Below are 21276 nucleotides of genomic sequence, written 5' to 3'. Positions count from 1 at the left end.
CCATGAAAATTTACATTGCCGGGCCGATGACGGGCCTGCCGGGGTTCAACTACCCCGCCTTCCACGCCATGGCCGACAAGCTGCGCCGGGCAGGCCATGAGGCGCTGAACCCCGCCGAAAACCCCGTGCCCCAGCCCGAGACCTGGGTGGGCTACATGCGCAGCGCGCTGGCCCAGCTGGTGACTGCGGATGCCATCCTGCTGCTGCCTGGCTGGCATTTGTCGAAGGGTGCCCGGGTGGAGTTTCAGGTGGCCACGGCACTGGACCTAGTGGTGGTGCCGCCGGAAGGGGATTTTGAAGGCTGGACGCGCGGCTTTGCCAGGGTGGAGCCGGTGGCGGGTGTGGTGGCGGCGGCTGCGGAGGTGGCAGCATGAACAACGCCAAGTTGAAACCCTTCCGCGTCTTCATGCGCCGCCGCGCGGGCCGCACCCATGGCCGCATCGACGTGATGGCCACCTGCCAAAACCACGCCGAGCGCGTGGCCGTGGCGCAAAACATCGAAATCAGCCACCCCAAAACCAAGCCGGGCCAGTGGATTGTGACCAGCGTGCAGGTGCTGCCTGCGGTGCCGGTGGGGCTGGTGGTGGTTGGGGCGGAAGGCGGTGCCGCATGAGCAATTGCAACTGTCGGGCCGATATCGAGGCCAAGCTGCTGGCACGCTTCAAGGAACAGTCGCCGGAAGCTTCGGACCATGGTGTTTCGCTGGAGGGCTATGCCTTTTTGCTGGGTAACGCTGGCATGCGTACCCAGGCCTACATGCCGTTCAAGCAGGCGGCGATGTTCCCGCTGAAGAAGGGCGGGGCCAAGTTGCAGACGAAGCACATCAACATGATGTTCAGCTTTTGCCCGTTTTGCGGCCAGCCTGAAGGTGCGGCGCCAGCGGACGGGGCCGAGAACATTGAGCAGTTGGCCAAGGCGCTGGTGGCCCGTGCCAAGGCTTTCGGGGTGGTTTTGACCATTGGGCAGCAAGCCCTGCAGCCGCTGGCGATGGGGCATTACGCCACGGTGGTGGCGGTGCGGCCGCAGCGGTCGTTGGAGGGTGTGGAAGGCGGTGCCCAATGACCAAAAGCCGAGGCATCAACCGCCCCAAATGGGTGTGGACCTCTGAGCAATTGGCGCTGATCCGCCAAGATTTTCCCCGTGTCAAGACTCGGGTACTCGCCCAAAGACTCGGGTGTACAGATGCTGTGCTATCTGCAAAGGCGCGCCGTATAGGTATCGGCAAAAGTGCTGAGTTCCTGGCATCCCCCGAGAGCGGCCGCATGCTGACGGGTAGCCAGCGCGGCGCGGCCACAAGGTTTTCAGCTGGTCAAGAGTCCTGGAACAAAGGTACGCACTATGTGGCCGGCGGGCGTAGCGCGGAGACCCGGTTTCGTCCAGGTGTGCGCCCGCATACCTGGTTGCCCATTGGTAGCTACCGCATCAACTCTTGCGGCGTGCTCGAGCGCAAGGTGAACGACTTGCCGGGTGCCAACCATGTCCGCTGGCATCCGGTGGCGCGCCTGATTTGGGAAGAAGCCAATGGCCCGGTACCAAAGAACCACATAGTGGTCTTCAAGCCGGGTCGAGCCTCCACCGTTTTGGAGCGCATCACCCTGGACTGCGTGGAGTGCATCAGCCGGGGCGAAAACATCCGCCGCAACCACCCCCGCAGCAAGTCGCCCGAGCTGGCCAAGCTGGTGCAGATCAAGGGCGCCATCACGCGCCAGGTAAACCGAATTCAACGTGAGGCCGACGAGGCCCAAAGGACCACAACATGACGACCCCCGACAGCCTTGCAATGGCACAGCCACACATTCAGCAGCTTCGTTCACACCTGATGGACACGCTGGCCGATCTGCGCAACCGCGAAAAGCCCATGGAGCCCGACCGTGCCCGTGCTGTGGCGCAGGTTGCTTCGGTGTTGATTGATTCGGCCAAGGTGGAAATTGAATACATCAAGGCCACTGGCCAGGATAAGTCCAGTTTTTTGGCGATACCAGAGGAGCCTGAACAACCGCGCTTGACGCAGGTACCCAGCCCGTTTCCACAGGCTGGCATCGTGGGAACAACCCGCCACCGACTGCAAGGGTGATTGCCATGACCGATCTCCTTTGCTGCATAGCCGCCATGGGCCTGCATCTGGGCAGCGCCCACGTGGGCCACCAGCCGGTGGACGACCTGAACCCGGTGAATCCCGGCCTGTACGTTGAGCTGCGCAGCGGCTGGACCGCCGGGGCGTACTACAACTCTGTGCGCCGCACCAGCCTGTACGCGGGCTACCAGTGGCACGGCCCGGCCTGGGGGCTGGTACGGCCAGCGGTGACACTGGGGGCCATCACCGGCTACCTGGGCGGGCCGCTGCTGGCGGTGGTGCCCAGTGCCTATGTGGACCTGGGCGGCTGGGGGGCGCGGCTGAGCTACATCCCCAAGGTCCAGGCGACGAAGGTGCACACGCTGCACTTTGCACTGGAGCGGCGGTTTTGAGCCCCGTGGAGCGCAAAGCAAAGACTGCCCTGGCTCTTGTGGCAAAGCTGGAGGCGGCATCTGCGGCGATGAATGCATTCATTCGTGCCGGGGTGGATTGTGGAGAGCCGTTCCCCTACGCGGACGACCAGCGGCGCACCCTGGGCGGGACGATGCTGGAGTATTCGGCCTATCTGCGGTCGGTTTACGACAAATGAGCGCCAGGATCCACACCTGCGCCGCCACCGGCTGCCAGCACCAGATCCCCGCACATCTGCTGATGTGCATGGACCACTGGCGCATGGTGCCGGTGGTCCTGCGCCGCGCCGTGCTTGCGACCCATCGGGACATGCGCCGGGCACCGGGAGGTGATTGGCAGGCCAGGCTGGATGCCCGTACGAATTACCACCACGCCGTCGCCAACGCCGTTGCCGCGCTGGCGGCCAAGCAACACCACAAGATCAACGAACGCACGGCGGTTATGGGTGATTTATTCACCCAGCGCACACCCGCTGTGCACGAGCAGCTATTAAAAGAAGAGCATGGCAACACAACACCTACAGAGCCCGGGCGGCGAATCTCCACTGGCGGCAGCGGGGAAGGAACTGAACGCACGGGTGGACTGCGCGGACCTGGCCCTGCGCCTGGGGTTTAAGCGCCCCGGCGGCAAGGGCAGCTTTGAGAACCCACACCACCCCGACCGCCCGGCCACGCTGGCCTGCTACGCGGCAGGCAGCGGCAAGGGCAGCAAGTGGAAGGACTTTCGCACCGAAGAAAACGGCGGGCCGATTGACCTGCTGATGCTGCACAGCGGGCTGGACTTCACCGCGGCGGTGAAAGAGCTGGCTAGCATGTACGGCGTAACCATCGGCAGCAAGCCGCGCCTGGCGCCGGTGGAGAAAAGCCGGGCCGAGTTCATCGCCGACAACTGCCTGCGCGACGTGAAGGGGTCGGCCGAGGTGCTGAACTACCTAGTGGAGCGGGGCATTGCGCCCAAGGCCATCGAGCACGCCATTGCCCGCGGCACGCTGGGGCTGAACCTCTACAACAGCAAGACGGCGCAGCGCGGCGAGGTGAACTGGGGCGGCCCGGCCGCCGCCTTTGTGGTGCGCAGCCAGATGACGGGGCAGGTGGTGGCGGTGGACATGCGCTACTTCAACCCGGCCGACAACGGCGGCGTGAAGACGCAGAGCCAGGGTGAGAAGGCGCACTACCCGTGGTGCAGCGACTGGCGCAAGCTGGAAGCGGCCAAGACGGTCTATGTGGTGGAAAGCAGCATAAACGCCCTGAGCATCGAGAGCTGCGAGCTGCCCGGCACGGCGGTGGTCAGCCTGCGCGGCACCGGCAACGTGGACACCATCGACTGGACGTTTCTGCGCGGCAAACAGGTGCTGGGCTGCCTGGACAACGACATGCCGTTTGAAACCGGGCCCAACACCGGCTATTGCGCCGGGCTGAAGGCGTTTTGGCGGCTGCACGAGGTGCTGACGGGCCTGGATATCAGCTGCCTGATGGTGGATGCGGGCGACTGGGTGGACGACGACGATGCGCCCATCAACGACATCAACGACTACCTTAAGCTGAAAGGCGTGGATGCCACGGCCAAGGCGCTGCGCAAGCTGCAAGACTGGCTGATACCGGGCATGGTGGGCAACGACGACCGGCTGGGCAAGCCCCGGCTGTACCTGCCGCACCACGACTACATGGTGTATTGGAAGTACCGGGTGCAGCCGGACTTCACCAAGATGATCGGCAAGACCACCAAAGACGAAGAGAGCGGCGAGGAAAAGCACGACTTTGGCGACGTGTGTGGCTTCCGCGTGGCGGCGGTGGCCCGGGTGTCGATTGCCAGCGACGAAAGCACCATGACGGGCAACAAGGACAACGCGCCCACCACCATGTTTGCCCTGAGCGTGCAAACCGCCCGCCACGGCCCGGTGCTGCAGCGCGTGGTAGTGGACGACGAGCGGCTGCACAACATCGAGGTGTGGAAGAAGCTGGGCCCGGTGTATGCGCCCACGCCTTTCAGCCGTATGGTGAACGTGTGGGAGCGGGCGGCCAGCATCGGCGCGCGCGACGCCATCAACTTTGTGGGCCTGGCCTGGCGCGACGGGCGGCTGGCGCTGAACGAGGGCACCGACTGCTTTTTTACCGAACCTACCGAGCAGTGCCCGTACTACAACCTGACGTTTCCCAGCGGCACGGTGGCACACGGGGTGGAGGTGCTGCGGCAGTTTCAGGGCACGTTTGCCGACAACGAGGCCGCCATTGCGCTGGTGTGGACGCTGGGCGCGCACCTGAAAGCCTTTTTGGGCTACTGGCCGCACTTTGTGATCCAGGCCGAGAAGGGCGCGGGCAAGAGCGCGGTGGTAAAGGCCATCGGTACGGCCGTGGCCATGAAACAGTTCAGCCGCCAGACGCTGCAAAGCGAGTACCGCATCATCGGCAGCGTGAGCTACACCAGCCAGCCGGTAGCCTGGGGTGAGTTCAGCACCAACAAGCAAGAATTGCGCACCAAGGCAGTCGGCACCTTGCAAGAGAGCTATCAATACGAGAGCACTTCACGCGGCATCGGCCTGAAGCGTAAGTTTTTGATGAGCGCCCCGGTGCTGCTGAGCGGCGAGGACGTGCCGGTGGACGGGCTGGAGGGCAAGATTGCCCGCAGCACCCTGACCAAGGAAAAGCGCGGCCCGATGATCACACCGGATTGCCCCATGTTCCCCATGCGCCAGTGGATCCAGTGGCTGGCGGTGCAGGACAAGCGCCGGGTGCTGGCGCTGCACGAGCAACTGGTGGGCGAGTTGCAGGGCAGCAGCCTGGCCAAGGCCGACGATGCCGGGGCCGAGCGCATGGTGAACAACTATGCGGGCGTGGCCATGGGCTGGCACCTGCTGTGTGCGTTTCTGGACATCCACGTGGACACCGGCGGCTTTCTGGGCGATTTGACGAAGCAAATGAACCTGCACATCGCCGAAACCAAGGCCACGCGCCACCCCTGGGTGTGGATCATCGAGAAGCTGCTCAGCGAAATTGCCCGCGGCGAGTTCCGCTACCCCTTCAAGTTCGATTTTGAAGACGAGGTGGAGGTGCTGTGCATCCGCACCGGCCACATCATGGACCACATGAGCCAAAGCAGCGGCCTGCGGGCGTTCTGGGACGAGCTGCCCATCAAGAGCGACCGGGCGCTGAAAAAGCAGCTGGGCCTGGCCGGTGTGCTGATGGTCGACCTGGCGGGCGACGGCGAGCCCATGACCTTCGAGCGCACGGTGCACGGCAAGCGGGTAGGGCACATGGTGGGGATCAGCCTGCCGATGCTGCGGCAGTACGGGCTGCACGCGGTGGTGCCGATGGATCGGGTGGGAGAGCACGCATGAATAGCGACCGACGAAAGCGGCTATCGCTGCTGGCCGAGCGCCTGACCGACGTGCGCTCGTTCCTTGAGGATCTGCGCAACGAAGAGGAAGTCGCTTTGGAGAACATGCCGGAAAGCCTGCAGCAGGGTGACCGCGCTCAGGCGATGGCCGAACGGGTCGGTGAACTGGATGAAGCACTGAACCAGCTGGACGATGTGATCAGTTGCGTGGAGGGCTGTGCCGCATGACCCGCTGCAAAGCCCCACAGCGCCGCCAGGCGCGCTCCACGGCCCATCGCGCAGCGACTGGTGGATTGATGCCGCCCGCGCATCGTTCCCCCTGGCCCCCCCGTACCCCCCACCCAAGGAAAACCGGCCCCGGATGGGGATGCCTGGAAGGATCAGGGGGGCAACCGATAGCCAAAACCTTCGCCGGGGGTCGGAGAGTGCGCCAAGAACCCGTGGATACACCCCTCTGTAACCTTGTTACCCCGCGTGGTTGTAAGAAAAATGCCCCCACGGGTTCGTTGCAGATTCCACGGGTTGGCCTGTTTTATCCACGGGTTGCCATGGTCTTTCCACGGGTTGGTTTTGGCGGTTTTGTGTCGTTGACCCTCTCTCTATCTCTCTTTTCATTGGTAAAAAAGAGAGAGAGAGGGACGGCATGGGCAAAAGCGGCCATCCACGGGTTTTTAAAAGCCGAAATTTGGCATCCACGGGTTAGCTATCAAAAGAGTAGCTATTCCGTGGATGAAAAGGGCAACCCGTGGGCAACAAGCCTTTACAAATCAACAACTTGCAGTTCTATCCACGGGAATCCACGTTCCACGGGTAAAAATGCCTATGCCCTTTGGGAAAAGGTTCGCAATGGCCGCTGAAAAATGGGCAGACGACCAGGCGATTGATGCGTGGTTGGCATATATCGAGATCGACCGGGGCCGCTTGGTGCGCACCATCGAGACCTACCGCGCGGCGCTGAAGCGTCTGCAGGAGTTCTTGGCCGGCAAGCTGCTGGTGGATGCCAGCGCCGAGGATCTGCAGCTGTTTTGCGGGCTGTGGCTGCACAAAAAGGGCGTGATTGCCCGCAGCCGCAAGCCCTACATTTCGGCGGTGCGGGGCTTTTATGCCTGGCTGCAGTCCATCCACCAGGTGGCGCAAGACCCCGGCAAGGCCCTGGTGCACCCCAAGACGGGCAGACCGCTGCCGCGCACCATCTCGCTGACCAATGCCGAAAAGCTGATGTGGGCCCCCGACATGGGCACGTTCATCGGGATCCGCGATGCCACCATGCTCAGCCTGCTGATCGGCTGCGGCCTGCGGGTGTCGGGCCTGACCCGGCTGAACGAGGGCGACCTGCAGACCATTGAGCTGGAGCGCGAGCCCAGGCTGACCATCCGCACCACCGAAAAGGGCGAGGCCGAGCGCCGCATGCCGGTGCCACGCGAGGCGGCCATGCTGCTGCAGGTGTACCTGGGCCACGAGGATCTGGCGGCCATCGACCGCGACACCACGGGCCGGGGAGGGCGGGCCGACAAGGTGCTGTTCGTGTCGGTGCGCAGCACCAGGCTGCAGGCCCATGAGCACATCGGCGAGAAGCGCCGCCTCACGCGCAAGGCGGTCAACGACCTGATCAAGCGCTACGGCAAGCGCCTGGGCATCCCCGCTGGGGAACTGCACCCCCATGCCATGCGCCACCTGTTTGGGACCGAGCTGACCGAGGACGACACGCCCACCCTGCAGGTGCAAGACCTGATGGGCCACGTGGACCCCAAGAGCACCAGCATCTACACCCACCTGGCCATGCGCAAGAAGACCGCCACGATGGACAAGGCCGCCCCCTTGGCCAAGATGAAAACGCCGGTGAGCGAGCTGCTCAAGCGCTTGCCCCGCTGATCCCCTGACCCCATCCCCTGCCAGGCCTGACCCATGCCCGAACCCACCACACGGTTACCCAATTCCTCTTATCGCACCATGCCTTTAACCCCATCCCCGACGACGCAGGGCGCAGTTGCACCGCTCTCCAAAACATCCCTTAGAACGACCAGACTCGCCAGGGGTCCACTGCGTGTACTGTCAGAAAGCGCAGTCAATGCAGGCACGGCCCTGGCTACGGGGAGTGCAAACCATGGGGCATAGGCGCAGTGCCACACCTGCACGCGTGTGGTCACAGCTCGATCTGCTGCCTCCGGACGAGGGGGTGGGGGCCCGGCAGCCCTCTCCCCCCCTTCCCCGGCGGGGGGGTGGGTACCTGGATGAATGCACCCCGGCCAAAGTCGCTAACTGCGATTCTGAAAAATTCGCAAATTTCGCCGGATCGGGTTCGCCAATGTCCGACGCGAGGGAAGCGGCCTTGGTGGCCGAGTTCGCGGCGATGGGCATGCCCCGCTGGTGGCTGGAGATCACGGCGGCGATCGGCTTCGACAATGCCCTGGCCGTGTGGCGGATCATGGACATGCAGCGCGACCTGCACAGCGACGACGGCCTGACCATCCGGATGCGGCGCTTCTCCAGCTACCAGCGGTTTCAGCGCAATCGCTTCATCGAAGCCCTGGGCGCCATGGGCCTGCCGATTGATGAAATCCGCCGAAAAGTCAAGAAGGACCTTGGTGAGGAAATCAGCGTAAGTCACATATACCGACTCGCCCGCCCCGGTAGGATCACACCATGAAGCGTGCCGTTATTTATGCCCGGGTCAGCACCAAACGGCAGGCAGACGACGGCGTGTCGATGGATAGCCAGATCGAGCAATGTCGGGTGAAAGCCAAGGCGCTGGAAGTGGATGTGGTGGAGATATTCCGGGACGAAGGCAAGACCGGAACCAACGACCGGCGGCCTGGCTTCCAGCAGGCCCTGGCCTATTGCGCAGCCCACAAGATCAGCCATTTCATCTGCTGGAGCACGTCGCGGTTTGGCCGCAACCTGGAAGACGCGCTGAAGAACACCAACCAGCTGCGCGATTGGGGCACCAAGGCCGCGTACGTGCACCAGGACATGGATCTGGAAACCGACGCGGGCTGGATGCTCAGCGTGATGACCGGGATGATGGACGAGGTGTATTCCCGCAACGTCTCGCGCGACACCCTGCGGTCCATGATCACGTCGTCGCGGGAAGGTTTTTTTGTCGGCGGGCGGGCACCGTTCGGTTACCAGGTGGAAAAGGTGGGCAAGCGGTCCAAGCTGGCCCCTCACCCTGAAGAATCTGCCATCGTGGCAAGGATGTTTGACCTGGCGCTGGCTGAAAAGATGGGATCCCAGGCCATTGCCCTGCGCATGAATAGCACAGGGCTGCTACGCAACGGCAAGGCCTGGGGCAAAAACGCGGTCACGACGATCTTGAAAAACCCGAGCTACATGGGAGAACGGCTGTTTAACCAGATGCGCAAAAAGGGCAGGCAGGCCAAGCCCGCGGCGGAAGTTGTCAGCGTGGCCAGCCATCCGGCCATCGTCAGCAAAGAAGATTTTGAAAAGGTGCAGGCCATGATGAAAGACAGAACCCCCCACGAAGTCGGCGGAACGCCCAAAAGCTGTTTTGGCTTCAGCGGCCTGCTCAAGTGCGGCATTTGCGACACGCAGCTGCAGATCCGCAATGGCACAGGCCGCAAGGGCGTGGTGTACAGCTATTACGCCTGTCTGGCGCACAAAACCGGTAAGCCACGGTGTTTTTTGAAGGCAGCGCCAGCCGAGGCCTTTGATGCCTGGATGGTGAATGAGCTGCTGGGCCGGGTGCTGACCACCACCGTGGTGCAAAAAGTGGTCGATGAAATCAAGGCGAACGGCGGAAAGTGGGCCCAAGAGCGCGACGTGCGCCGCCGCACCATGGTCAAGGGACTGCGCGAAGCCGAGGGAAAACGCGACAAGCTGTATGAAGTGGTGGAAACCTTGGGTAAAAACACCCCGAATTTGCCCGCCACCATGGAGCGCCTGAACGTGCTCCAAGAAAACATCAAGGCCCTGGAGGCATCGCTGAACGACCTGGAAACATGCGAAGCACCAGACTACCGCCTGGTGGACATCGATCCAGAACTGGCAGTGGAAACAATTCAGAAGGTGATACGGGCTTGTCCCGATCCCAAGCAGCTGCGGGTGCTGATGGGCACTTTCGTGCAGCTGATCACTGTCAGCAACACGTCGGTGGTGGTGGAATACCGCGAGGATGCTCTCCTACGCAGTGTGAACCCGACGGTTCATAGTGGGGTTCGGTGGCTCCTCGACCTGGGCTCGAACCAGGGACCTACGGATTAACAGTCCGGCGCTCTACCAACTGAGCTATCGAGGAATACGTTTACTTTTAGCTTTTATGGACTCGGGTGCAGGGCACCCCGAGCCATGAAAGTTGTTTCACATTAACTGAAATAAAAAGGGCCTACGGTTGGCGTAAGCCCATTTTGAAATTTTGGCTCCTCGACCTGGGCTCGAACCAGGGACCTACGGATTAACAGTCCGGCGCTCTACCAACTGAGCTATCGAGGAATATTGCAGCCTCAAATTATAGCGTGGGAATTCACCGTTTCTGTGCGCAGGCCAAAAACTTCTGGATAGTCTGGTGCAATTCGGTGGCGGCACGCTCGGGGTTGGCCGCGGCGGTCAGCGCCCGCACCACGCCAATCGAGCCCACGCCGCTGGCCAGCACCTCGGGCAAGCGATCGGCATCGATGCCGCCGATGGCGACCAGCGGGTAGTTGCGCAGCAGCCTGGCGTAGGCGGCCAGCCGGGCCGTGCCTTGGGGGGCGGTGGCCATGCGTTTGAGCGTGGTGGGGAACACGGCACCCAGGGCGATGTAGCTGGGGCTGACGCGGTCGGCGCGCAGCATCTCGGCGTAGCCGTGGGTGCTGACACCCAGGCGCAGGCCTGCGGTGCGGATGGCATCCAGATCGACCGGCAGCAGCAGGTCCAGGTCTTCCTGGCCCAGGTGCACGCCGTAGGCTCCGGCGTCGACAGCGGCCTGCCAGTGGTCGTTGATGAACAGCAGGGCGGGCGTGCCCTGTACGGCAGCCACGGCGGCAGCGACTTCGCGGGCGATAGCCTGCGGGTCATCCGATTTGAAGCGCAGCTGCACCGTGGGCACACCGGCGCGTGCCATGCGGCCGACCCAGGCGGCATCGGGCAGCACGGCGTACAGGCCGAGTTGCTGCGGGCAGGGCGCAAAGGCCTGCATGCGCGGCCAGGGGCGCAGGCCGAAATCTTGCGGCTGGTCGGGCCAGTCGGTTCCGTTGCCGTTCCGCGCAATTTGCGCCTGCCAGGCCTGGGCGATGCAGGCGGCATCGGCGGGGATGAAGCCAAGCTGCAGGCAGGCACTGAGGCGAAGGGCTTCGTCCGTGGCAGGCAGGGCCATATCGGCATAGCGCGTGGGGATGTCGTGGGGCATGGGGTTTATTCCTGCGCGTGGTGCCAAAACGGCGTGCCGAGCACCGGGGTGCTGGGCTGGGCGGCTTGCTGCTCCAGCATGGCGCCGCCCAGAAAGGCATTGCGCCCGGCCTGCACGGCGTCGGCAAAGGCTCCGGCCATCAACACCGGGTCCTGGGCCAGGGCGACGGCCGTGTTCAGCAGCACCGCGTCATAGCCCCACTCCATCACCTGGCAGGCGTGCGAGGGGCGGCCCAGCCCGGCATCGACCAGCAGCGGCACGCTGAGCCGCTCGCGCAGCACCTGCATGGCGTAGGGGTTGATGGGCCCCTTGCCGGTGCCGATGGGCGCGGCCCAGGGCATCACGGCCTGGCAGCCCACGTCCACCAGCCGCTGGCACAGCACCAGGTCTTCGGTGCAGTAGGGCAGCACCTTGAAGCCGTCTTTCACCAGGCGGCTGGCGGCCTCCACCAGGTTCAGGGTGTCGGGTTGCAGGGTGTAGTCGTCGCCGATCAGCTCCAGCTTGATCCACGGCGTGTCGAACACCTCGCGGGCCATGTGGGCGGTGGTGATGGCTTCCTGCAGGCCATGGCACCCGGCGGTGTTGGGCAGTACCGGTACGCCGGTCTGGCGCAGCAGGTCCCAGAAGCCGTTGCTGTGCGCTTCCGGGTGGTCCAGGTTCTGGCGGCGCAGCGATGCGGTCAGCATGGCGGGCCGGGCGCGGGCAATGGCGTTGCCCAAAATGCTGGGCGAGGGGTAGCGCGAGGTGCCCAGCAGCAGGCGGCTGGCAAACGTTTCGCCGTAGAGGATGAGGGGGTCGTGTGTCATGTTTCAGCCGCCAGTGACGGGGTGGATGATTTCGATGCGGTCGGCCTCTGTGAGGGCGGTCTGCGGGTACTGCGCGCGCGGCACAAAGCTTTTGTTGACGGCGGCGGCAAACGGCGGCCGGGCCTGCAGCAGCGCCACCGCGTCGGCCAGGGTGGCCCCGGTGGGCAGGGTGTGGGGGAGGTTGTTGATCAGGACGTTCATACGGTTTCTATAGCAAGACCCCATTGCTGCGCCAGCACAGAGTGCCCGTTTTCCATAAATTCCAAGGTCGCGTCCAGCATGGCCGGGGCGATCAGAAAACCGTGCCGGTACAGGCCATTGATTTGCAGCACGCGGGCGCCGAGCTGGCGGATGGCGGGCAGGTTGTTGGGCAGGGTGGGGCGGCACTGGGTGCTGGATTCCAGAATGCGCGCCTCGCCAAAGCCGGGGTGCACGCTGTAGGCCGCGCTGAGCAGCTCCAGGCTGGAGCGCACGCTCATGGGCGACATATCGTCGGATTCGATTTCGGTGGCGCCCACCACGAACACGTGGTCTTCTTTGGGCGCGATATACAGCGGATAGCGCGGGTGCACCAGGCGTACCGGGCGGCGCAGCTCCACGCCCGGCGCATGCAGGCGCAGCACCTCGCCGCGCACGGCGCGCAGGCCCGGCCAGTGGTCGCGTGCGCCCAGCCCCCGGCAGTCAAAGACCCAGTCGGCCTGGCAATCCTGGGGCGCGCGTGGGGTGTGCCAGTGCATCACAACCTGGTGTTTTTGCAGCTGCAGCAGCAGTGCGGCCAGCAGTTGGCGGTTGTCCAACTGGCCTTCACCGGGCAGGTACAGGCCCTGGGCGAAGCGGGTGCCGACGCTGGGCTCCAATTGCGCGATGGCGGTGGCATCCACTGCCTGGGGCGCGGGCAGGCTGGGCAACTGCTGGCGCGTGGCCGTCAGTTGGTGGCCAAAGCGTGTGGCCTCGGCCGCGTCTTGCCGGTGCCACAGGATCAACGTGCCGTTTTGCTGGAAAAACACCGGCGCGTCGAGTTGCGCGATCAGCTCCGGCCAGCGCCGCAGCCCGTGCTGGCCCATTTGGACCACGCTGGATTCGGTGATGGCCGACTCGGCCAGCGGGGCCAGCATGGCGGCGGCCACCCGGGCGGCTGCGCCTTCTGCCTCGGGCCCCCCGGCTTCAAACACCTGCACCGTGTGGCCCGCGCGTGCCAGTGCCAGGGCCAGCAGGCGGCCCATCAGGCCCGCGCCGAGGATGGTGGTGGAGAGGCTGGTAGCCACGTGAAAGTCCTATTCAAGGCAGGACAAAACGAGGCTCAGTCGTTGATGGAAATCTTCCCACGCCAGTATTACCTGGATCGGGTATGAGGGTCTTTCTCAGTCCTGCCGCCGCAATTGCAGTAGCCAGACACCCCTGTTTCATCCGCAGCATGAATTACATCACATTCGCTCGCCGATAATTTCCGCATGACCTACCCACCAAGCTCCCCCCGCTACCTGCGCCTGCTGTCCATCGCCGGGTCCGACAGCGGCGGCGGCGCCGGTATCCAGGCCGACCTGAAGACCTTCAGCGCCCTGGGCTGCTATGGCATGACGGCGCTGGCCGCACTTACTGCGCAAAACACCCGGGGCGTCACCGCCATCCACCCTGTACCCCCCGCTTTCCTGAAAGCCCAGCTGCAGGCCGTGCTGGACGACATTGGCGTGGATGCGGTGAAGATCGGCATGCTGCATTCCCCCGAAATGGTGGAAGTAGTGGCCTGGGCCATCGACCACTACCAGCTCCAAAAAGTGGTGCTCGACCCGGTGATGGTGGCCACCAGCGGCGACCGGCTGATGGCCCGCGAAACGGTGCAGGTGCTGGTAGACCAGCTGTTTCCCCGCGCCACGGTGGTTACGCCGAATCTGGACGAGGCCGCCTTGCTGCTGGGCCGCAGCGTGGAAGATGCCGCCGCACTGGAGCCCGCCGTGGCCGACCTGCTGGCGCTGGGTGCGCAGGCGGTGCTGGTCAAGGGCGGCCATCTGCCGGGCAGTGCGGTGGTCGATGTACTGGGCCTGGCCGATGGCACGCGCCAGCGCTGGGAGTCGGTGCGCATTGCCACCCACAACGGCCACGGCACCGGCTGTACGCTGTCGTCCGCCATCGCGGTGTACCTGGCGCAGGGCCAGGCCTTGCCCGAGGCGGTGGGGCTGGCACGCAGTTACATCCTGGGGGCGATCCGCGGCGGGGCCCAGGTGCACACCGGCCACGGCCAGGGCCCGTTGAACCACGGCTTTGCGCCTGTGGCTATGCAGGTGCTCGCCGGAGAAATTTATAAGAAATAAGCCGCTAGCGCTTATTCCATAAGCGTGAGTAGCTACTATTTTTGTAGTGCGTAAGTAATCCGCAGCGGGCGGCTCACCCAGGCCGCCAGGTACACCACGGCCAGCGTGGGCAGGGCCGCGCCGAACTGCGGTGCGTAGGTGGCCAGCAGGTGGTACAGAGCGATGCCGGCCAGCCACAGCGCGGCGGCCAGCGGCTCCACCAGGCGCTGCACCGAGGCGGTGGCATGGCTGCCCAGGCGGCCCAGAATCACGCCGAACAGCGGCACGAACACCGAGCTCAGCATCAGCAAAAACGGCTCCAGGCTGTGGATGGGCAGCACCAGCGCCAGCGCAGTACAGCCCATGGCCAGCAGCAGGCCCCAGCGGCGGATGCTCAGCTTGGGGTGCAGGCTGTGGGCCGATACCGCGCCCGAGTACACGTCGCCATAGGCGTTGTCGATTTCGTCAAACAAGATCAGCCCCAGCGCCAGCAGCCCGCCCTGGGCCAGCAGCAGCGCGGTGACCAGGTCAGTGCCCGGTGCGGCCACCGTCACCACCACCACGCCCAGCGCGTAGCACCAGATATTGGCCAGCGCGTAGCCCAGCCAGGTGCCGGCCATGGCCGATTTGCCGCTGCGGCCGTGGCGGGCGTAGTCGGCCACCAGTGGCAGCCACGACACCGGCATGGCAATCACCAGGTCCATGGCCGACAGCAGGCCCATGCTGCCGTCGCCCGGGCGGCGCCAGAAGGCGGGCGCGTCGGCGGCCAGCAGCTTCTGGGCGAACTGCCAGCTCAGCCACAGCAGCGACAGCACCACCAGCGGTAGGCCAAAGCGGCCAATGAACTTGCGCACCAGGGTCAGCATGGACGCCGCCATCAAGGCGGTCAGCACCGCGCCCCACAGCAGAGTGGTCAGCAGCACACCCTGGCTGCCGCTGAGGTTCCAGCCCAGGCTGTGCTGGGCAATGGCGGCAGTGCCGTCGCGCATGATGACCAGCTCAAACGTGGTCCAGCCCACCAGCTGCACGATGTTCAGCAGCACCGGCAACCGGGCAAAACCGCTGCCAAAGGTGGCATGCATCAGCCCGGCGCTGGACAGCCCGCTGTCGCAGGCGATGCGCGCCACCCAGGCCAGCAGCCCCGCCCCCAGCACCGAGCCCAGCACGATGGCCAGCAGCGCCTGCTGCGTGCCCACGGCGGGCACCAGGTAGGCGCCGATCTGCATCACCAGCAGGCCCACGCCCAGGCTGAACCACAGGGCAGCATGCGCCGCCCCACTGAAAACACGGCCTGCGGCCGGGATCGGCGTCAGGGCTTCGTTGTGAAAAATCGGTGAATATGCCATTCATTTGCTCCATGCAAAATGCAGGCAGGGTGGCTTGAACCGCACGGTGGGTGTGGCCGGAGAAGGCCGCCGTGGAAGAACTTGCTTCCCTGCGCGAGGATTACCTCAATCAGGTTCAAAGGGTTTTTCTCAGTCGCAGGCCCACAACCACAACAGGTTCCAAAGCCGCAACACCCCTAGCGAAACCCCGCACTGCTGCGGGGTGGGCGGATTCTAGCGCAGCGGCTTACAACTAAACACAAAATCAGGCCCTGGTGCAGGCAGCATGGGCGTAACCAGCTATTAAAACCGTAGCGTTACAATGCTCGCCAGCCAGGTACGCGGTTCGTGTGCATCCGCGATGGATGACGGCCTTGCATCTCCCCAGCCAACCTATTCTTTCAACACCCCATGGATGTTTTTTTGACCCCCCGGCCTTTTGTCGCTTCAGCCGCTTCAGCCATTTTTGCCGCTTGCGCCTTGCTGGGCCTGGCCTGCAGTGCCATGGCCCAAACGGCCACCGCTCCCGATACGGCGTCGGCCGAAGCACCCGCCGTGCCGTACCGCTGGCGGCTGGAACTCAGCCCGTACACCACCCATTTCAGCTACAACCCAGAACACCGTCCGGTCCATCTGGCCGGTCTGGAACGCGAATCCACCATCGACAACAGCTTTTACGGCCTGGCGCTGTTCAGCAACTCGTTTGGCCAGGAAAGCGGCTACCTGTACCTGGGCAAGAGCTACTACAACGTCTTTGATAGCCAGCCCCAGGTGTATTTGAAGTGGTCCGCAGGCATTTTGTACGGCTACAAACCGCCCTACAACCACAAGGTGCCGCTGAACTACAAAGGCTTCTCGCCCGCCATCGTGCCCGCGGTGGGCTGGCGCTTTGGCGGCGGCTGGAACGCCCAGATCGACATGCTGGGGACGGCCGGGCTGACCTACTCACTGGTCAAAGAGTTTTAAGCACCGGTCCGGCACCCTGAAAGGGCGCTGGCGGTGTGCTTTTTGCACCTTATGGGCTGAAAAATCCGAGGCATTGCCGCACAATACAGACATATCTTGGAGGGTGTGTCGCCATGCCTGTAGCCGCTTTTCGCCCTGAATCACTTTGGACGCCACGCTACGGTGTTGCGCTGGCTTTGGTGTGTTGCGACGGATGGGTGCTGGCCCAAGAGGCCGATCCCGCTACCGCAACGGCCCCGCAGCTGGAGATTGCCACGCTGTCGGCACCCAGCCTGCAACGCGCCGATCCACGGCTGGATTCCCGTTTGACCGTCACCGGCTGGTCCGGCCCCGCGCCCCAGGCGGGCATTGGCCTGGGGATGGGTTTCACAGCCCCGCGCCAAAGCCTGGCGGGCGATACGCGTACGGCGCCCAGCGGTCTGGACCTGGGCCTGCACTGGCGGTCTGCCGACGCGGGCCAGGGGCGCGTGCGCATCGGCGTGTGGCAGCACCTGGGTGCCTGGCCCGACCCGACGTTGGGCGTGACCAGCCAAATGGCCAATCCCCTGAACTACAACACCCGGCTGGAGATGCAGTTCAGCGCCGCCAGTGCGCGCGGCATCCAGTTTGAACTGGGTGGGGCGCTGGGCCTGCAGCTCAACCCAAACGAAAAGGTGGTGCTGCGCCTCAGCCGGGGCCGACCGATGGTGTACTACCGGCTGCGCTTCTAGGCGCGTGGGCTGGTTTTCACACCCAGCCTGCCGCGCCCAGCGCCGCGCCGATGGCCAGCAGCCACAAGATATGGACCTTGGTGCGCCAGACCACCAGGGCGCTGAGGCCCGTCAGCAGCCACAGCGGCCAGTCGCGCTCGGGCCCGTGCTGGGCACTCGACAGCAGCCAGCCGGTGGCCAGCATCAGCGCAATCACGATCGGGGCCATGCCTTGTTTGAAGGCCCGCACCGCGCGCAGCTCGCGGTTGCGGTGGCCCCAGCGGGTGGATAACCACATCAGCGTGGTGCTGGGCACCAGGATGCCCAGCATGGTGCAGGCCATGCCCAGCAGGGCCGCACCATAGCCACCGGCATTCAGCCCCACGTTCCAGCCCAGCAGGGCGATGAACAAAATATTCGGCCCCGGCGCGGCCTGGGCGATGGCGATGGAGGTATTGAACTGCTCATTGGTCAGCCAGTGCTGCTGCTCGACCAGAAAACGGTGCATGTCGGGTGCCGCGGTGATCGCGCCGCCCACGGCCAGCAGCGACAGCGAAGTGAAATGCCACCACAGGGCCAGCCAGTCCTGCCCCTGCATGGCGATGCTGTGCAGGCTGCTCATGGTGCCAGCTTGCGGTAGGTTTGCACGCAGGCCAGGCCGCCGACGACCAGCAGCACGTAGGCCAGCGGCCAGTGCAGCAGTGCGATGGGCACAAAGCTCAGCACGCCCAGCACCGCGCACAGGGGCACGCCCATCACGTGGCGGCGTACGGCCCGCAGCAGGCGCAGGCCGGTGGCGCTGATCAGGCCCGCCGCCACCGCGCCCATGCCGCGCAGGGCACCGATGACCGCCGGGTGCTCGGCGTACTGGGCGTACACCAGGGCCAGCGCCAGCACCACCAGCAGCGGCAGGGCCAGCAGGCCCGTGGCGGCCGCCAGCGCCCCGCGCAGGCCGAAATGGCGGTCGCCCAGCATCACCGACAGGTTCAGCACATTTGGGCCGGGCATGATCTGCGCCACGGCCCAGTCCTCGAGAAACTCTTCTTGGGTCAGCCAGCGCTTTTTCTCTACCATTTCGCGCTGCACCACGCCCAGCACCCCCCCAAAGCCCTGCAGGGCCAGCCAGGTGAAGGACAGGAAAAGATCGGTGGGGGATTGGGGCTGTTGCGGCGCGGAGGCGGAGAAGGGGGGTGTTGTGGTGGACGGTGGATGCATGCCCGGATTATCGCCACGGCACCCGCGTTTGTCCTCCAAATGGAGGACGCGGGCCAGGCACGCAGGGCTTACGCGGTGGCCCCATTGTGGTGCGCTACGGTACATTGGCCGGGTCTTCCACCTGCCCCCCCTATCCGCATGATTGAACGCACTCTTTTTGGCCCCGACCACGAGGCTTTTCGTGACAGCTTTCGCCGTTTTGTCGACAAGGAGATCGTGCCCTTCCACGCCGCCTGGGAAGAGCAGGGCTACGTGGACCGCAACGTCTGGCACAAGGCCGGGGCCAACGGTTTCCTGTGCCCGTCCATGCCTGAAGAATGGGGTGGCTCGGGGGCCGACAAGCTGTATTCGGTGGTGCAGATCGAGGAACTGGCCCGCGCGGGCATTACCGGCATCGGCTACAGCCTGCACAATGAAATCGTGGCCCCGTACCTGCTGCACTACGCCACGCCCGCGCAAAAAGCCAAATACCTGCCGCAGATGGCCAGCGGGGCCATGGTGGGCGCGATCGCCATGAGCGAACCGTCCGCCGGGTCGGACCTGCAGGGCATCCAGTCCACCGCCCTCCAGCAAGCGGATGGCAGCTACCGCCTCAACGGCAGCAAGACTTTCATCACCAATGGCTGGCACGCCGACCTGGTGGTGGTGGTGGCCAAGACCAACCCGGCCGCCGGGGCCAAGGGCACCAGCCTGTTCCTGGTGGAACGCGGCATGCCCGGCTTTACTGTGGGCAAGCGCCTGAAGAAGCTGGGCATGAAGGCGCAAGACACCGCCGAGCTGTTTTTTGACAATGTGCATTTAGGCCCGGAGCAACTGCTGGGCGGCAGCCTGCATGAAAACCGGGGCTTCATCTGCCTGATGGAACAGTTGCCCTGGGAGCGCCTGCAGATTGCCATCACCGCCGTGGCGGCGGCCCAGGCGGCCATTGGCTGGACCGTGGCCTACGTGAAGGAACGCAAGGTGTTTGGCCAGCCGGTGGCCAGCTTCCAGAACACCCGCTTTACCCTGGCCGAGCTGCAGACCGAGGTGCAGGTGGCGCAGGTGTTCATCGACCGCTGCACCGAGCTGCTGCTGCAGGACCGCCTGGACACCGCCACCGCCAGCATGGCCAAGTACTGGACCACCGACCTGCAGTGCAAGGTGATGGACCAGTGCTTGCAGCTCTTCGGCGGCTACGGCTACATGTGGGAATACCCCATCACCCGTGCCTACGCCGATGCCCGGGTGCAGCGCATCTACGGCGGCACCAACGAGATCATGAAAGAAGTGATTACCCGGTCCATGGGACTGGGCTGATTGCTATTGATTCAGGAGCTTGTTACGCTGATGGAATAAGCGCTGGAGGCCCATTTGGCTTAAATTTTTTCGGTCTGCACCGCGGCCGCGGTGGTGCGGTCGACCAGATCGGCACACACGGCCTCCACCTTGTGCGCCCATGCCGCCAGGCTGTCCGGCAGCTTCTCGTGGGCGGCGGCGTTCCAGCGGCGGCGGGCTTCGAGCTTCACGGCGCGCAGTTGCCAGGCCAGTTCGCGGGTGATCAGCGAGAGTTCGTCGGACAGCAGCCCACTGATGGCATCGGCGTCCAGGCTTTGCAGCTGGTCGGGGGCCACGCCTGACTCCAGAATGGTGCGGTGGATGCGTGCACAGCGCTCGCCTATGAACACCATGCCGCCACGCCGCGCCGCCGACCAGCGGGTGTCCTGCGCCAGGGCCGCGGGCCAGCCCAGCAGCGTCTGGTAAATCGCCTTGAGGTGGCGCACCGGATCGGCCACCGGGTTATCGATGCCGTCGGCCTCGGGCGCGTTGTCGTCGGGCCGCTGCAGCAGCGGCAGCATGCGGTTGATCAGCACCGTGTCATAGCGGTGGCGGTTGGTGCGCAACAGCACCGACAAGCGCAACAGGGCGTGGCTGCGGCCCGGCCGTACCAGCGCCGCCACCACCTGCGCCAGCGACACGATCCGGCCCCAGGCCCCGACGGATGTAGCCGCCAGCCCGGCGGGGTAGCCAGAGCCGTCCAGCACCTCATGGTGTTCGCGTATGGCGCGCAACATCTCGGCACGGTACTCCGCGTGGCGCTCCAGCAGCAACACCGATACCAACGGGTGCGAGTACAGCTGGCGGCGTTGCTCGGGGCTGATTGCAGCGCTGGGTTCCAGCAACACGGGGTCGATGTGCATCATGCCCAGGTCGTGCAGCAATCCGGCGGCGGCCAGCATCACCAGGTCGTTGCGCAGCGCCAGCGGGCGGTTGCCCAGCCACACCGCTGTGAGTGCGGTGGCTACAAGGTAGCGGAACTGGCCGGGGTGTACATCGCGCACCACGGTCAGCTGAAAGACGACGGCGGGCGGCAGCGGCACGGCTTCCAGGCAGTCGAGCAGCAGCTTGCGGTCCTGGGGGGCTTCGGCCATGCGCGAGAACACCAGGTTACTGTCCAGCAACTCTTCGCCGACGGCGCGCAAGTTCTTGCCGTTGACGGAGTCCTCGATGTCGATGGCATCGTCCAGCGGGGTGGTCGGGTGGTGCTGCACCAGGCGTTCGTACAGCCGCGGGGTGATTTTGGCCCCTTTGTCCAGGATCTTGATGCCCTGCGCGCCCATCACGGGGCGGTTGGTCTGCATGCCCCGCCCCGGGCTCAGTTGCGACACCGCCCTGGTGAAGTATTGGGAGTCGGTCACGGTCTCAGACATAACTATGTTTGTAACACAGACGATCCTGGCCGGAGCATACAAAAACGGGCGCCATCACCCCCTGAAAACACCGATTTGATGCCCCGAATGCGGGTGGTATTTGGGCGTGAAATGGCGGCGTCCGTGGCACGGATGGCG

At 64.6% G+C, this 21276-nt stretch carries 25 protein-coding genes, 2 tRNA genes and 2 riboswitches; of the genes, 17 read left to right on the top strand and 10 right to left on the bottom strand.

What is annotated here, in order from left to right; translation table 11 throughout:
• Window positions 1-2 precede the first annotated feature (2 nt).
• The 13 genes from AB3G31_RS12610 to AB3G31_RS12550 all read left to right on the top strand — a co-directional run bounded on the left by AB3G31_RS12610 (window position 3) and on the right by AB3G31_RS12550 (window position 10039).
• Window positions 3-374, top strand: coding sequence for a DUF4406 domain-containing protein (locus AB3G31_RS12610; RefSeq protein WP_367846428.1), 372 nt, complete (start codon window positions 3-5; stop codon window positions 372-374).
• Window positions 371-613: a hypothetical protein gene (locus AB3G31_RS12605; RefSeq protein ID WP_367846427.1), complete on the top strand. Its 243-nt coding sequence runs from the start codon at window positions 371-373 to the stop codon at window positions 611-613. Before AB3G31_RS12610 ends, AB3G31_RS12605 begins: the two co-directional genes overlap by 4 nt.
• Window positions 610-1062, top strand: coding sequence for a hypothetical protein (locus AB3G31_RS12600; RefSeq protein WP_367846426.1), 453 nt, complete (start codon window positions 610-612; stop codon window positions 1060-1062). The genes AB3G31_RS12605 and AB3G31_RS12600 overlap by 4 nt, the downstream gene beginning before the upstream one ends.
• A gap of 320 nt (window positions 1063-1382) precedes the next feature.
• The gene (locus tag AB3G31_RS12595; RefSeq protein WP_367846425.1) at window positions 1383-1760 is read left to right on the top strand and encodes a hypothetical protein; all 378 of its coding nucleotides are present in this window, start codon (window positions 1383-1385) and stop codon (window positions 1758-1760) included.
• Window positions 1757-2074, top strand: coding sequence for a hypothetical protein (locus AB3G31_RS12590; RefSeq protein WP_367846424.1), 318 nt, complete (start codon window positions 1757-1759; stop codon window positions 2072-2074). Before AB3G31_RS12595 ends, AB3G31_RS12590 begins: the two co-directional genes overlap by 4 nt.
• Before the next feature lie 5 nt (window positions 2075-2079).
• Window positions 2080-2466: a hypothetical protein gene (locus AB3G31_RS12585; protein ID WP_367846423.1), complete on the top strand. Its 387-nt coding sequence runs from the start codon at window positions 2080-2082 to the stop codon at window positions 2464-2466.
• Window positions 2467-2534: 68 nt separating this feature from the next.
• Window positions 2535-2663, top strand: a complete 129-nt coding sequence (locus AB3G31_RS12580) for a hypothetical protein (protein ID WP_367846422.1) — start codon at window positions 2535-2537, stop codon at window positions 2661-2663.
• Window positions 2664-2987: 324 nt separating this feature from the next.
• Complete coding sequence (locus AB3G31_RS12575; protein WP_367846421.1) at window positions 2988-5819, top strand: toprim domain-containing protein; 2832 nt, start codon at window positions 2988-2990, stop codon at window positions 5817-5819.
• Window positions 5816-6046 carry a hypothetical protein gene (locus AB3G31_RS12570; RefSeq protein WP_367846420.1) on the top strand — a complete coding sequence of 77 codons (231 nt, stop codon included), beginning with the start codon at window positions 5816-5818 and terminating at the stop codon, window positions 6044-6046. The genes AB3G31_RS12575 and AB3G31_RS12570 overlap by 4 nt, the downstream gene beginning before the upstream one ends.
• Window positions 6047-6258: 212 nt before the next feature.
• A complete protein-coding gene (locus AB3G31_RS12565) occupies window positions 6259-6675 on the top strand; it encodes a hypothetical protein (RefSeq protein ID WP_367846419.1) in 417 nt (138 codons plus the stop codon).
• A complete protein-coding gene (locus AB3G31_RS12560; protein WP_367846418.1) occupies window positions 6665-7690 on the top strand; it encodes a tyrosine-type recombinase/integrase in 1026 nt (341 codons plus the stop codon). Before AB3G31_RS12565 ends, AB3G31_RS12560 begins: the two co-directional genes overlap by 11 nt.
• A 457-nt stretch (window positions 7691-8147) precedes the next feature.
• The gene (locus tag AB3G31_RS12555; protein WP_367846417.1) at window positions 8148-8465 is read left to right on the top strand and encodes a hypothetical protein; all 318 of its coding nucleotides are present in this window, start codon (window positions 8148-8150) and stop codon (window positions 8463-8465) included.
• Window positions 8462-10039, top strand: a complete 1578-nt coding sequence (locus tag AB3G31_RS12550) for a recombinase family protein (protein WP_367850343.1) — start codon at window positions 8462-8464, stop codon at window positions 10037-10039. The genes AB3G31_RS12555 and AB3G31_RS12550 overlap by 4 nt, the downstream gene beginning before the upstream one ends.
• Here AB3G31_RS12550 and AB3G31_RS12545 read toward each other — a convergent pair.
• The 6 genes from AB3G31_RS12545 to AB3G31_RS12520 form a co-directional block, all read right to left on the bottom strand.
• Window positions 9998-10073 (bottom strand) — tRNA-Asn (locus AB3G31_RS12545). The two genes, AB3G31_RS12550 and AB3G31_RS12545, sit on opposite strands and share 42 nt — an antisense overlap.
• Window positions 10074-10191: 118 nt before the next feature.
• Window positions 10192-10267: transfer RNA gene (locus tag AB3G31_RS12540), tRNA-Asn, on the bottom strand.
• A gap of 31 nt (window positions 10268-10298) precedes the next feature.
• The gene (locus AB3G31_RS12535; protein ID WP_367850342.1) at window positions 10299-11129 is read right to left on the bottom strand and encodes a thiamine phosphate synthase; all 831 of its coding nucleotides are present in this window, start codon (window positions 11127-11129) and stop codon (window positions 10299-10301) included.
• Between the two features lie 38 nt (window positions 11130-11167).
• Complete coding sequence (locus tag AB3G31_RS12530) at window positions 11168-11968, bottom strand: thiazole synthase (protein WP_367846416.1); 801 nt, start codon at window positions 11966-11968, stop codon at window positions 11168-11170.
• Between the two features lie 3 nt (window positions 11969-11971).
• Window positions 11972-12169: a sulfur carrier protein ThiS gene (gene thiS / locus AB3G31_RS12525; RefSeq protein WP_367846415.1), complete on the bottom strand. Its 198-nt coding sequence runs from the start codon at window positions 12167-12169 to the stop codon at window positions 11972-11974.
• Window positions 12166-13191, bottom strand: coding sequence for an FAD-dependent oxidoreductase (locus AB3G31_RS12520; RefSeq protein ID WP_367850341.1), 1026 nt, complete (start codon window positions 13189-13191; stop codon window positions 12166-12168). Before AB3G31_RS12520 ends, thiS begins: the two co-directional genes overlap by 4 nt.
• Before the next feature lie 79 nt (window positions 13192-13270).
• Window positions 13271-13378, bottom strand: a riboswitch (TPP riboswitch).
• A gap of 41 nt (window positions 13379-13419) precedes the next feature.
• On the opposite strand from AB3G31_RS12520, the gene thiD reads away from it, so the two are divergent.
• The gene (gene thiD, locus AB3G31_RS12515) at window positions 13420-14277 is read left to right on the top strand and encodes a bifunctional hydroxymethylpyrimidine kinase/phosphomethylpyrimidine kinase (protein WP_367846414.1); all 858 of its coding nucleotides are present in this window, start codon (window positions 13420-13422) and stop codon (window positions 14275-14277) included.
• 35 nt (window positions 14278-14312) lie between these two features.
• On the opposite strand, the gene AB3G31_RS12510 is transcribed toward thiD, so the two are convergent.
• Complete coding sequence (locus tag AB3G31_RS12510; protein WP_367846413.1) at window positions 14313-15602, bottom strand: cytosine permease; 1290 nt, start codon at window positions 15600-15602, stop codon at window positions 14313-14315.
• 69 nt (window positions 15603-15671) lie between these two features.
• Window positions 15672-15790, bottom strand: a riboswitch (TPP riboswitch).
• Window positions 15791-15992: 202 nt separating this feature from the next.
• On the opposite strand from AB3G31_RS12510, the gene AB3G31_RS12505 reads away from it, so the two are divergent.
• Both AB3G31_RS12505 and AB3G31_RS12500 read left to right on the top strand, forming a co-directional pair.
• A complete protein-coding gene (locus AB3G31_RS12505) occupies window positions 15993-16547 on the top strand; it encodes an ABC transporter ATP-binding protein (RefSeq protein ID WP_367846412.1) in 555 nt (184 codons plus the stop codon).
• 113 nt (window positions 16548-16660) lie between these two features.
• Window positions 16661-17257, top strand: a complete 597-nt coding sequence (locus tag AB3G31_RS12500; RefSeq protein WP_367846411.1) for a hypothetical protein — start codon at window positions 16661-16663, stop codon at window positions 17255-17257.
• Window positions 17258-17273: 16 nt separating this feature from the next.
• Here the strand turns inward: AB3G31_RS12500 and AB3G31_RS12495 are convergent, their stop codons facing one another.
• Window positions 17274-17858, bottom strand: coding sequence for a chromate transporter (locus AB3G31_RS12495; protein WP_367846410.1), 585 nt, complete (start codon window positions 17856-17858; stop codon window positions 17274-17276).
• Complete coding sequence (locus AB3G31_RS12490) at window positions 17855-18451, bottom strand: chromate transporter (RefSeq protein WP_367846409.1); 597 nt, start codon at window positions 18449-18451, stop codon at window positions 17855-17857. The genes AB3G31_RS12495 and AB3G31_RS12490 overlap by 4 nt, the downstream gene beginning before the upstream one ends.
• A 138-nt stretch (window positions 18452-18589) precedes the next feature.
• Between AB3G31_RS12490 and AB3G31_RS12485 the strand changes: the two genes are divergently transcribed.
• Window positions 18590-19747: an acyl-CoA dehydrogenase family protein gene (locus AB3G31_RS12485; RefSeq protein ID WP_367846408.1), complete on the top strand. Its 1158-nt coding sequence runs from the start codon at window positions 18590-18592 to the stop codon at window positions 19745-19747.
• A 59-nt stretch (window positions 19748-19806) separates the two neighbouring features.
• On the opposite strand, the gene AB3G31_RS12480 is transcribed toward AB3G31_RS12485, so the two are convergent.
• Window positions 19807-21138 carry an HD-GYP domain-containing protein gene (locus AB3G31_RS12480; RefSeq protein WP_367846407.1) on the bottom strand — a complete coding sequence of 444 codons (1332 nt, stop codon included), beginning with the start codon at window positions 21136-21138 and terminating at the stop codon, window positions 19807-19809.
• Window positions 21139-21276 lie beyond the last annotated feature (138 nt).

The sequence above is a fragment of the Rhodoferax sp. WC2427 genome, assembly GCF_040822085.1.
In the GTDB taxonomy this organism is placed as follows: domain Bacteria; phylum Pseudomonadota; class Gammaproteobacteria; order Burkholderiales; family Burkholderiaceae_C; genus Rhodoferax_B.
The sequence above is the reverse complement of the archived record's forward strand: the minus strand, read 5'-3'. Positions and strand labels throughout refer to the sequence as shown.

Bases quoted from the DNA above. Each gene is read 5' to 3' on its own strand.
- AB3G31_RS12500 (WP_367846411.1), top strand. From the start codon at position 16,661: ATGCCTGTAGCCGCTTTTCGCCCTGAATCACTTTGGACGCCACGCTAC.
- AB3G31_RS12560 (WP_367846418.1), top strand. From the start codon at position 6,665: ATGGCCGCTGAAAAATGGGCAGACGACCAGGCGATTGATGCGTGGTTG.
- AB3G31_RS12480 (WP_367846407.1), bottom strand. From the start codon at position 21,138: ATGTCTGAGACCGTGACCGACTCCCAATACTTCACCAGGGCGGTGTCG.
- AB3G31_RS12610 (WP_367846428.1), top strand. From the start codon at position 3: ATGAAAATTTACATTGCCGGGCCGATGACGGGCCTGCCGGGGTTCAAC.
- AB3G31_RS12510 (WP_367846413.1), bottom strand. From the start codon at position 15,602: ATGGCATATTCACCGATTTTTCACAACGAAGCCCTGACGCCGATCCCG.
- thiS (WP_367846415.1), bottom strand. From the start codon at position 12,169: ATGAACGTCCTGATCAACAACCTCCCCCACACCCTGCCCACCGGGGCC.
- AB3G31_RS12485 (WP_367846408.1), top strand. From the start codon at position 18,590: ATGATTGAACGCACTCTTTTTGGCCCCGACCACGAGGCTTTTCGTGAC.
- AB3G31_RS12520 (WP_367850341.1), bottom strand. From the start codon at position 13,191: ATGGGCCGCCTGCTGGCCCTGGCACTGGCACGCGCGGGCCACACGGTG.
- AB3G31_RS12490 (WP_367846409.1), bottom strand. From the start codon at position 18,451: ATGCATCCACCGTCCACCACAACACCCCCCTTCTCCGCCTCCGCGCCG.
- AB3G31_RS12495 (WP_367846410.1), bottom strand. From the start codon at position 17,858: ATGAGCAGCCTGCACAGCATCGCCATGCAGGGGCAGGACTGGCTGGCC.
- AB3G31_RS12535 (WP_367850342.1), bottom strand. From the start codon at position 11,129: ATGGCCCTGCCTGCCACGGACGAAGCCCTTCGCCTCAGTGCCTGCCTG.
- AB3G31_RS12505 (WP_367846412.1), top strand. From the start codon at position 15,993: ATGGATGTTTTTTTGACCCCCCGGCCTTTTGTCGCTTCAGCCGCTTCA.
- AB3G31_RS12585 (WP_367846423.1), top strand. From the start codon at position 2,080: ATGACCGATCTCCTTTGCTGCATAGCCGCCATGGGCCTGCATCTGGGC.
- AB3G31_RS12580 (WP_367846422.1), top strand. From the start codon at position 2,535: ATGAATGCATTCATTCGTGCCGGGGTGGATTGTGGAGAGCCGTTCCCC.
- AB3G31_RS12530 (WP_367846416.1), bottom strand. From the start codon at position 11,968: ATGACACACGACCCCCTCATCCTCTACGGCGAAACGTTTGCCAGCCGC.
- AB3G31_RS12600 (WP_367846426.1), top strand. From the start codon at position 610: ATGAGCAATTGCAACTGTCGGGCCGATATCGAGGCCAAGCTGCTGGCA.
- AB3G31_RS12575 (WP_367846421.1), top strand. From the start codon at position 2,988: ATGGCAACACAACACCTACAGAGCCCGGGCGGCGAATCTCCACTGGCG.
- AB3G31_RS12590 (WP_367846424.1), top strand. From the start codon at position 1,757: ATGACGACCCCCGACAGCCTTGCAATGGCACAGCCACACATTCAGCAG.
- AB3G31_RS12570 (WP_367846420.1), top strand. From the start codon at position 5,816: ATGAATAGCGACCGACGAAAGCGGCTATCGCTGCTGGCCGAGCGCCTG.
- AB3G31_RS12550 (WP_367850343.1), top strand. From the start codon at position 8,462: ATGAAGCGTGCCGTTATTTATGCCCGGGTCAGCACCAAACGGCAGGCA.
- AB3G31_RS12605 (WP_367846427.1), top strand. From the start codon at position 371: ATGAACAACGCCAAGTTGAAACCCTTCCGCGTCTTCATGCGCCGCCGC.
- thiD (WP_367846414.1), top strand. From the start codon at position 13,420: ATGACCTACCCACCAAGCTCCCCCCGCTACCTGCGCCTGCTGTCCATC.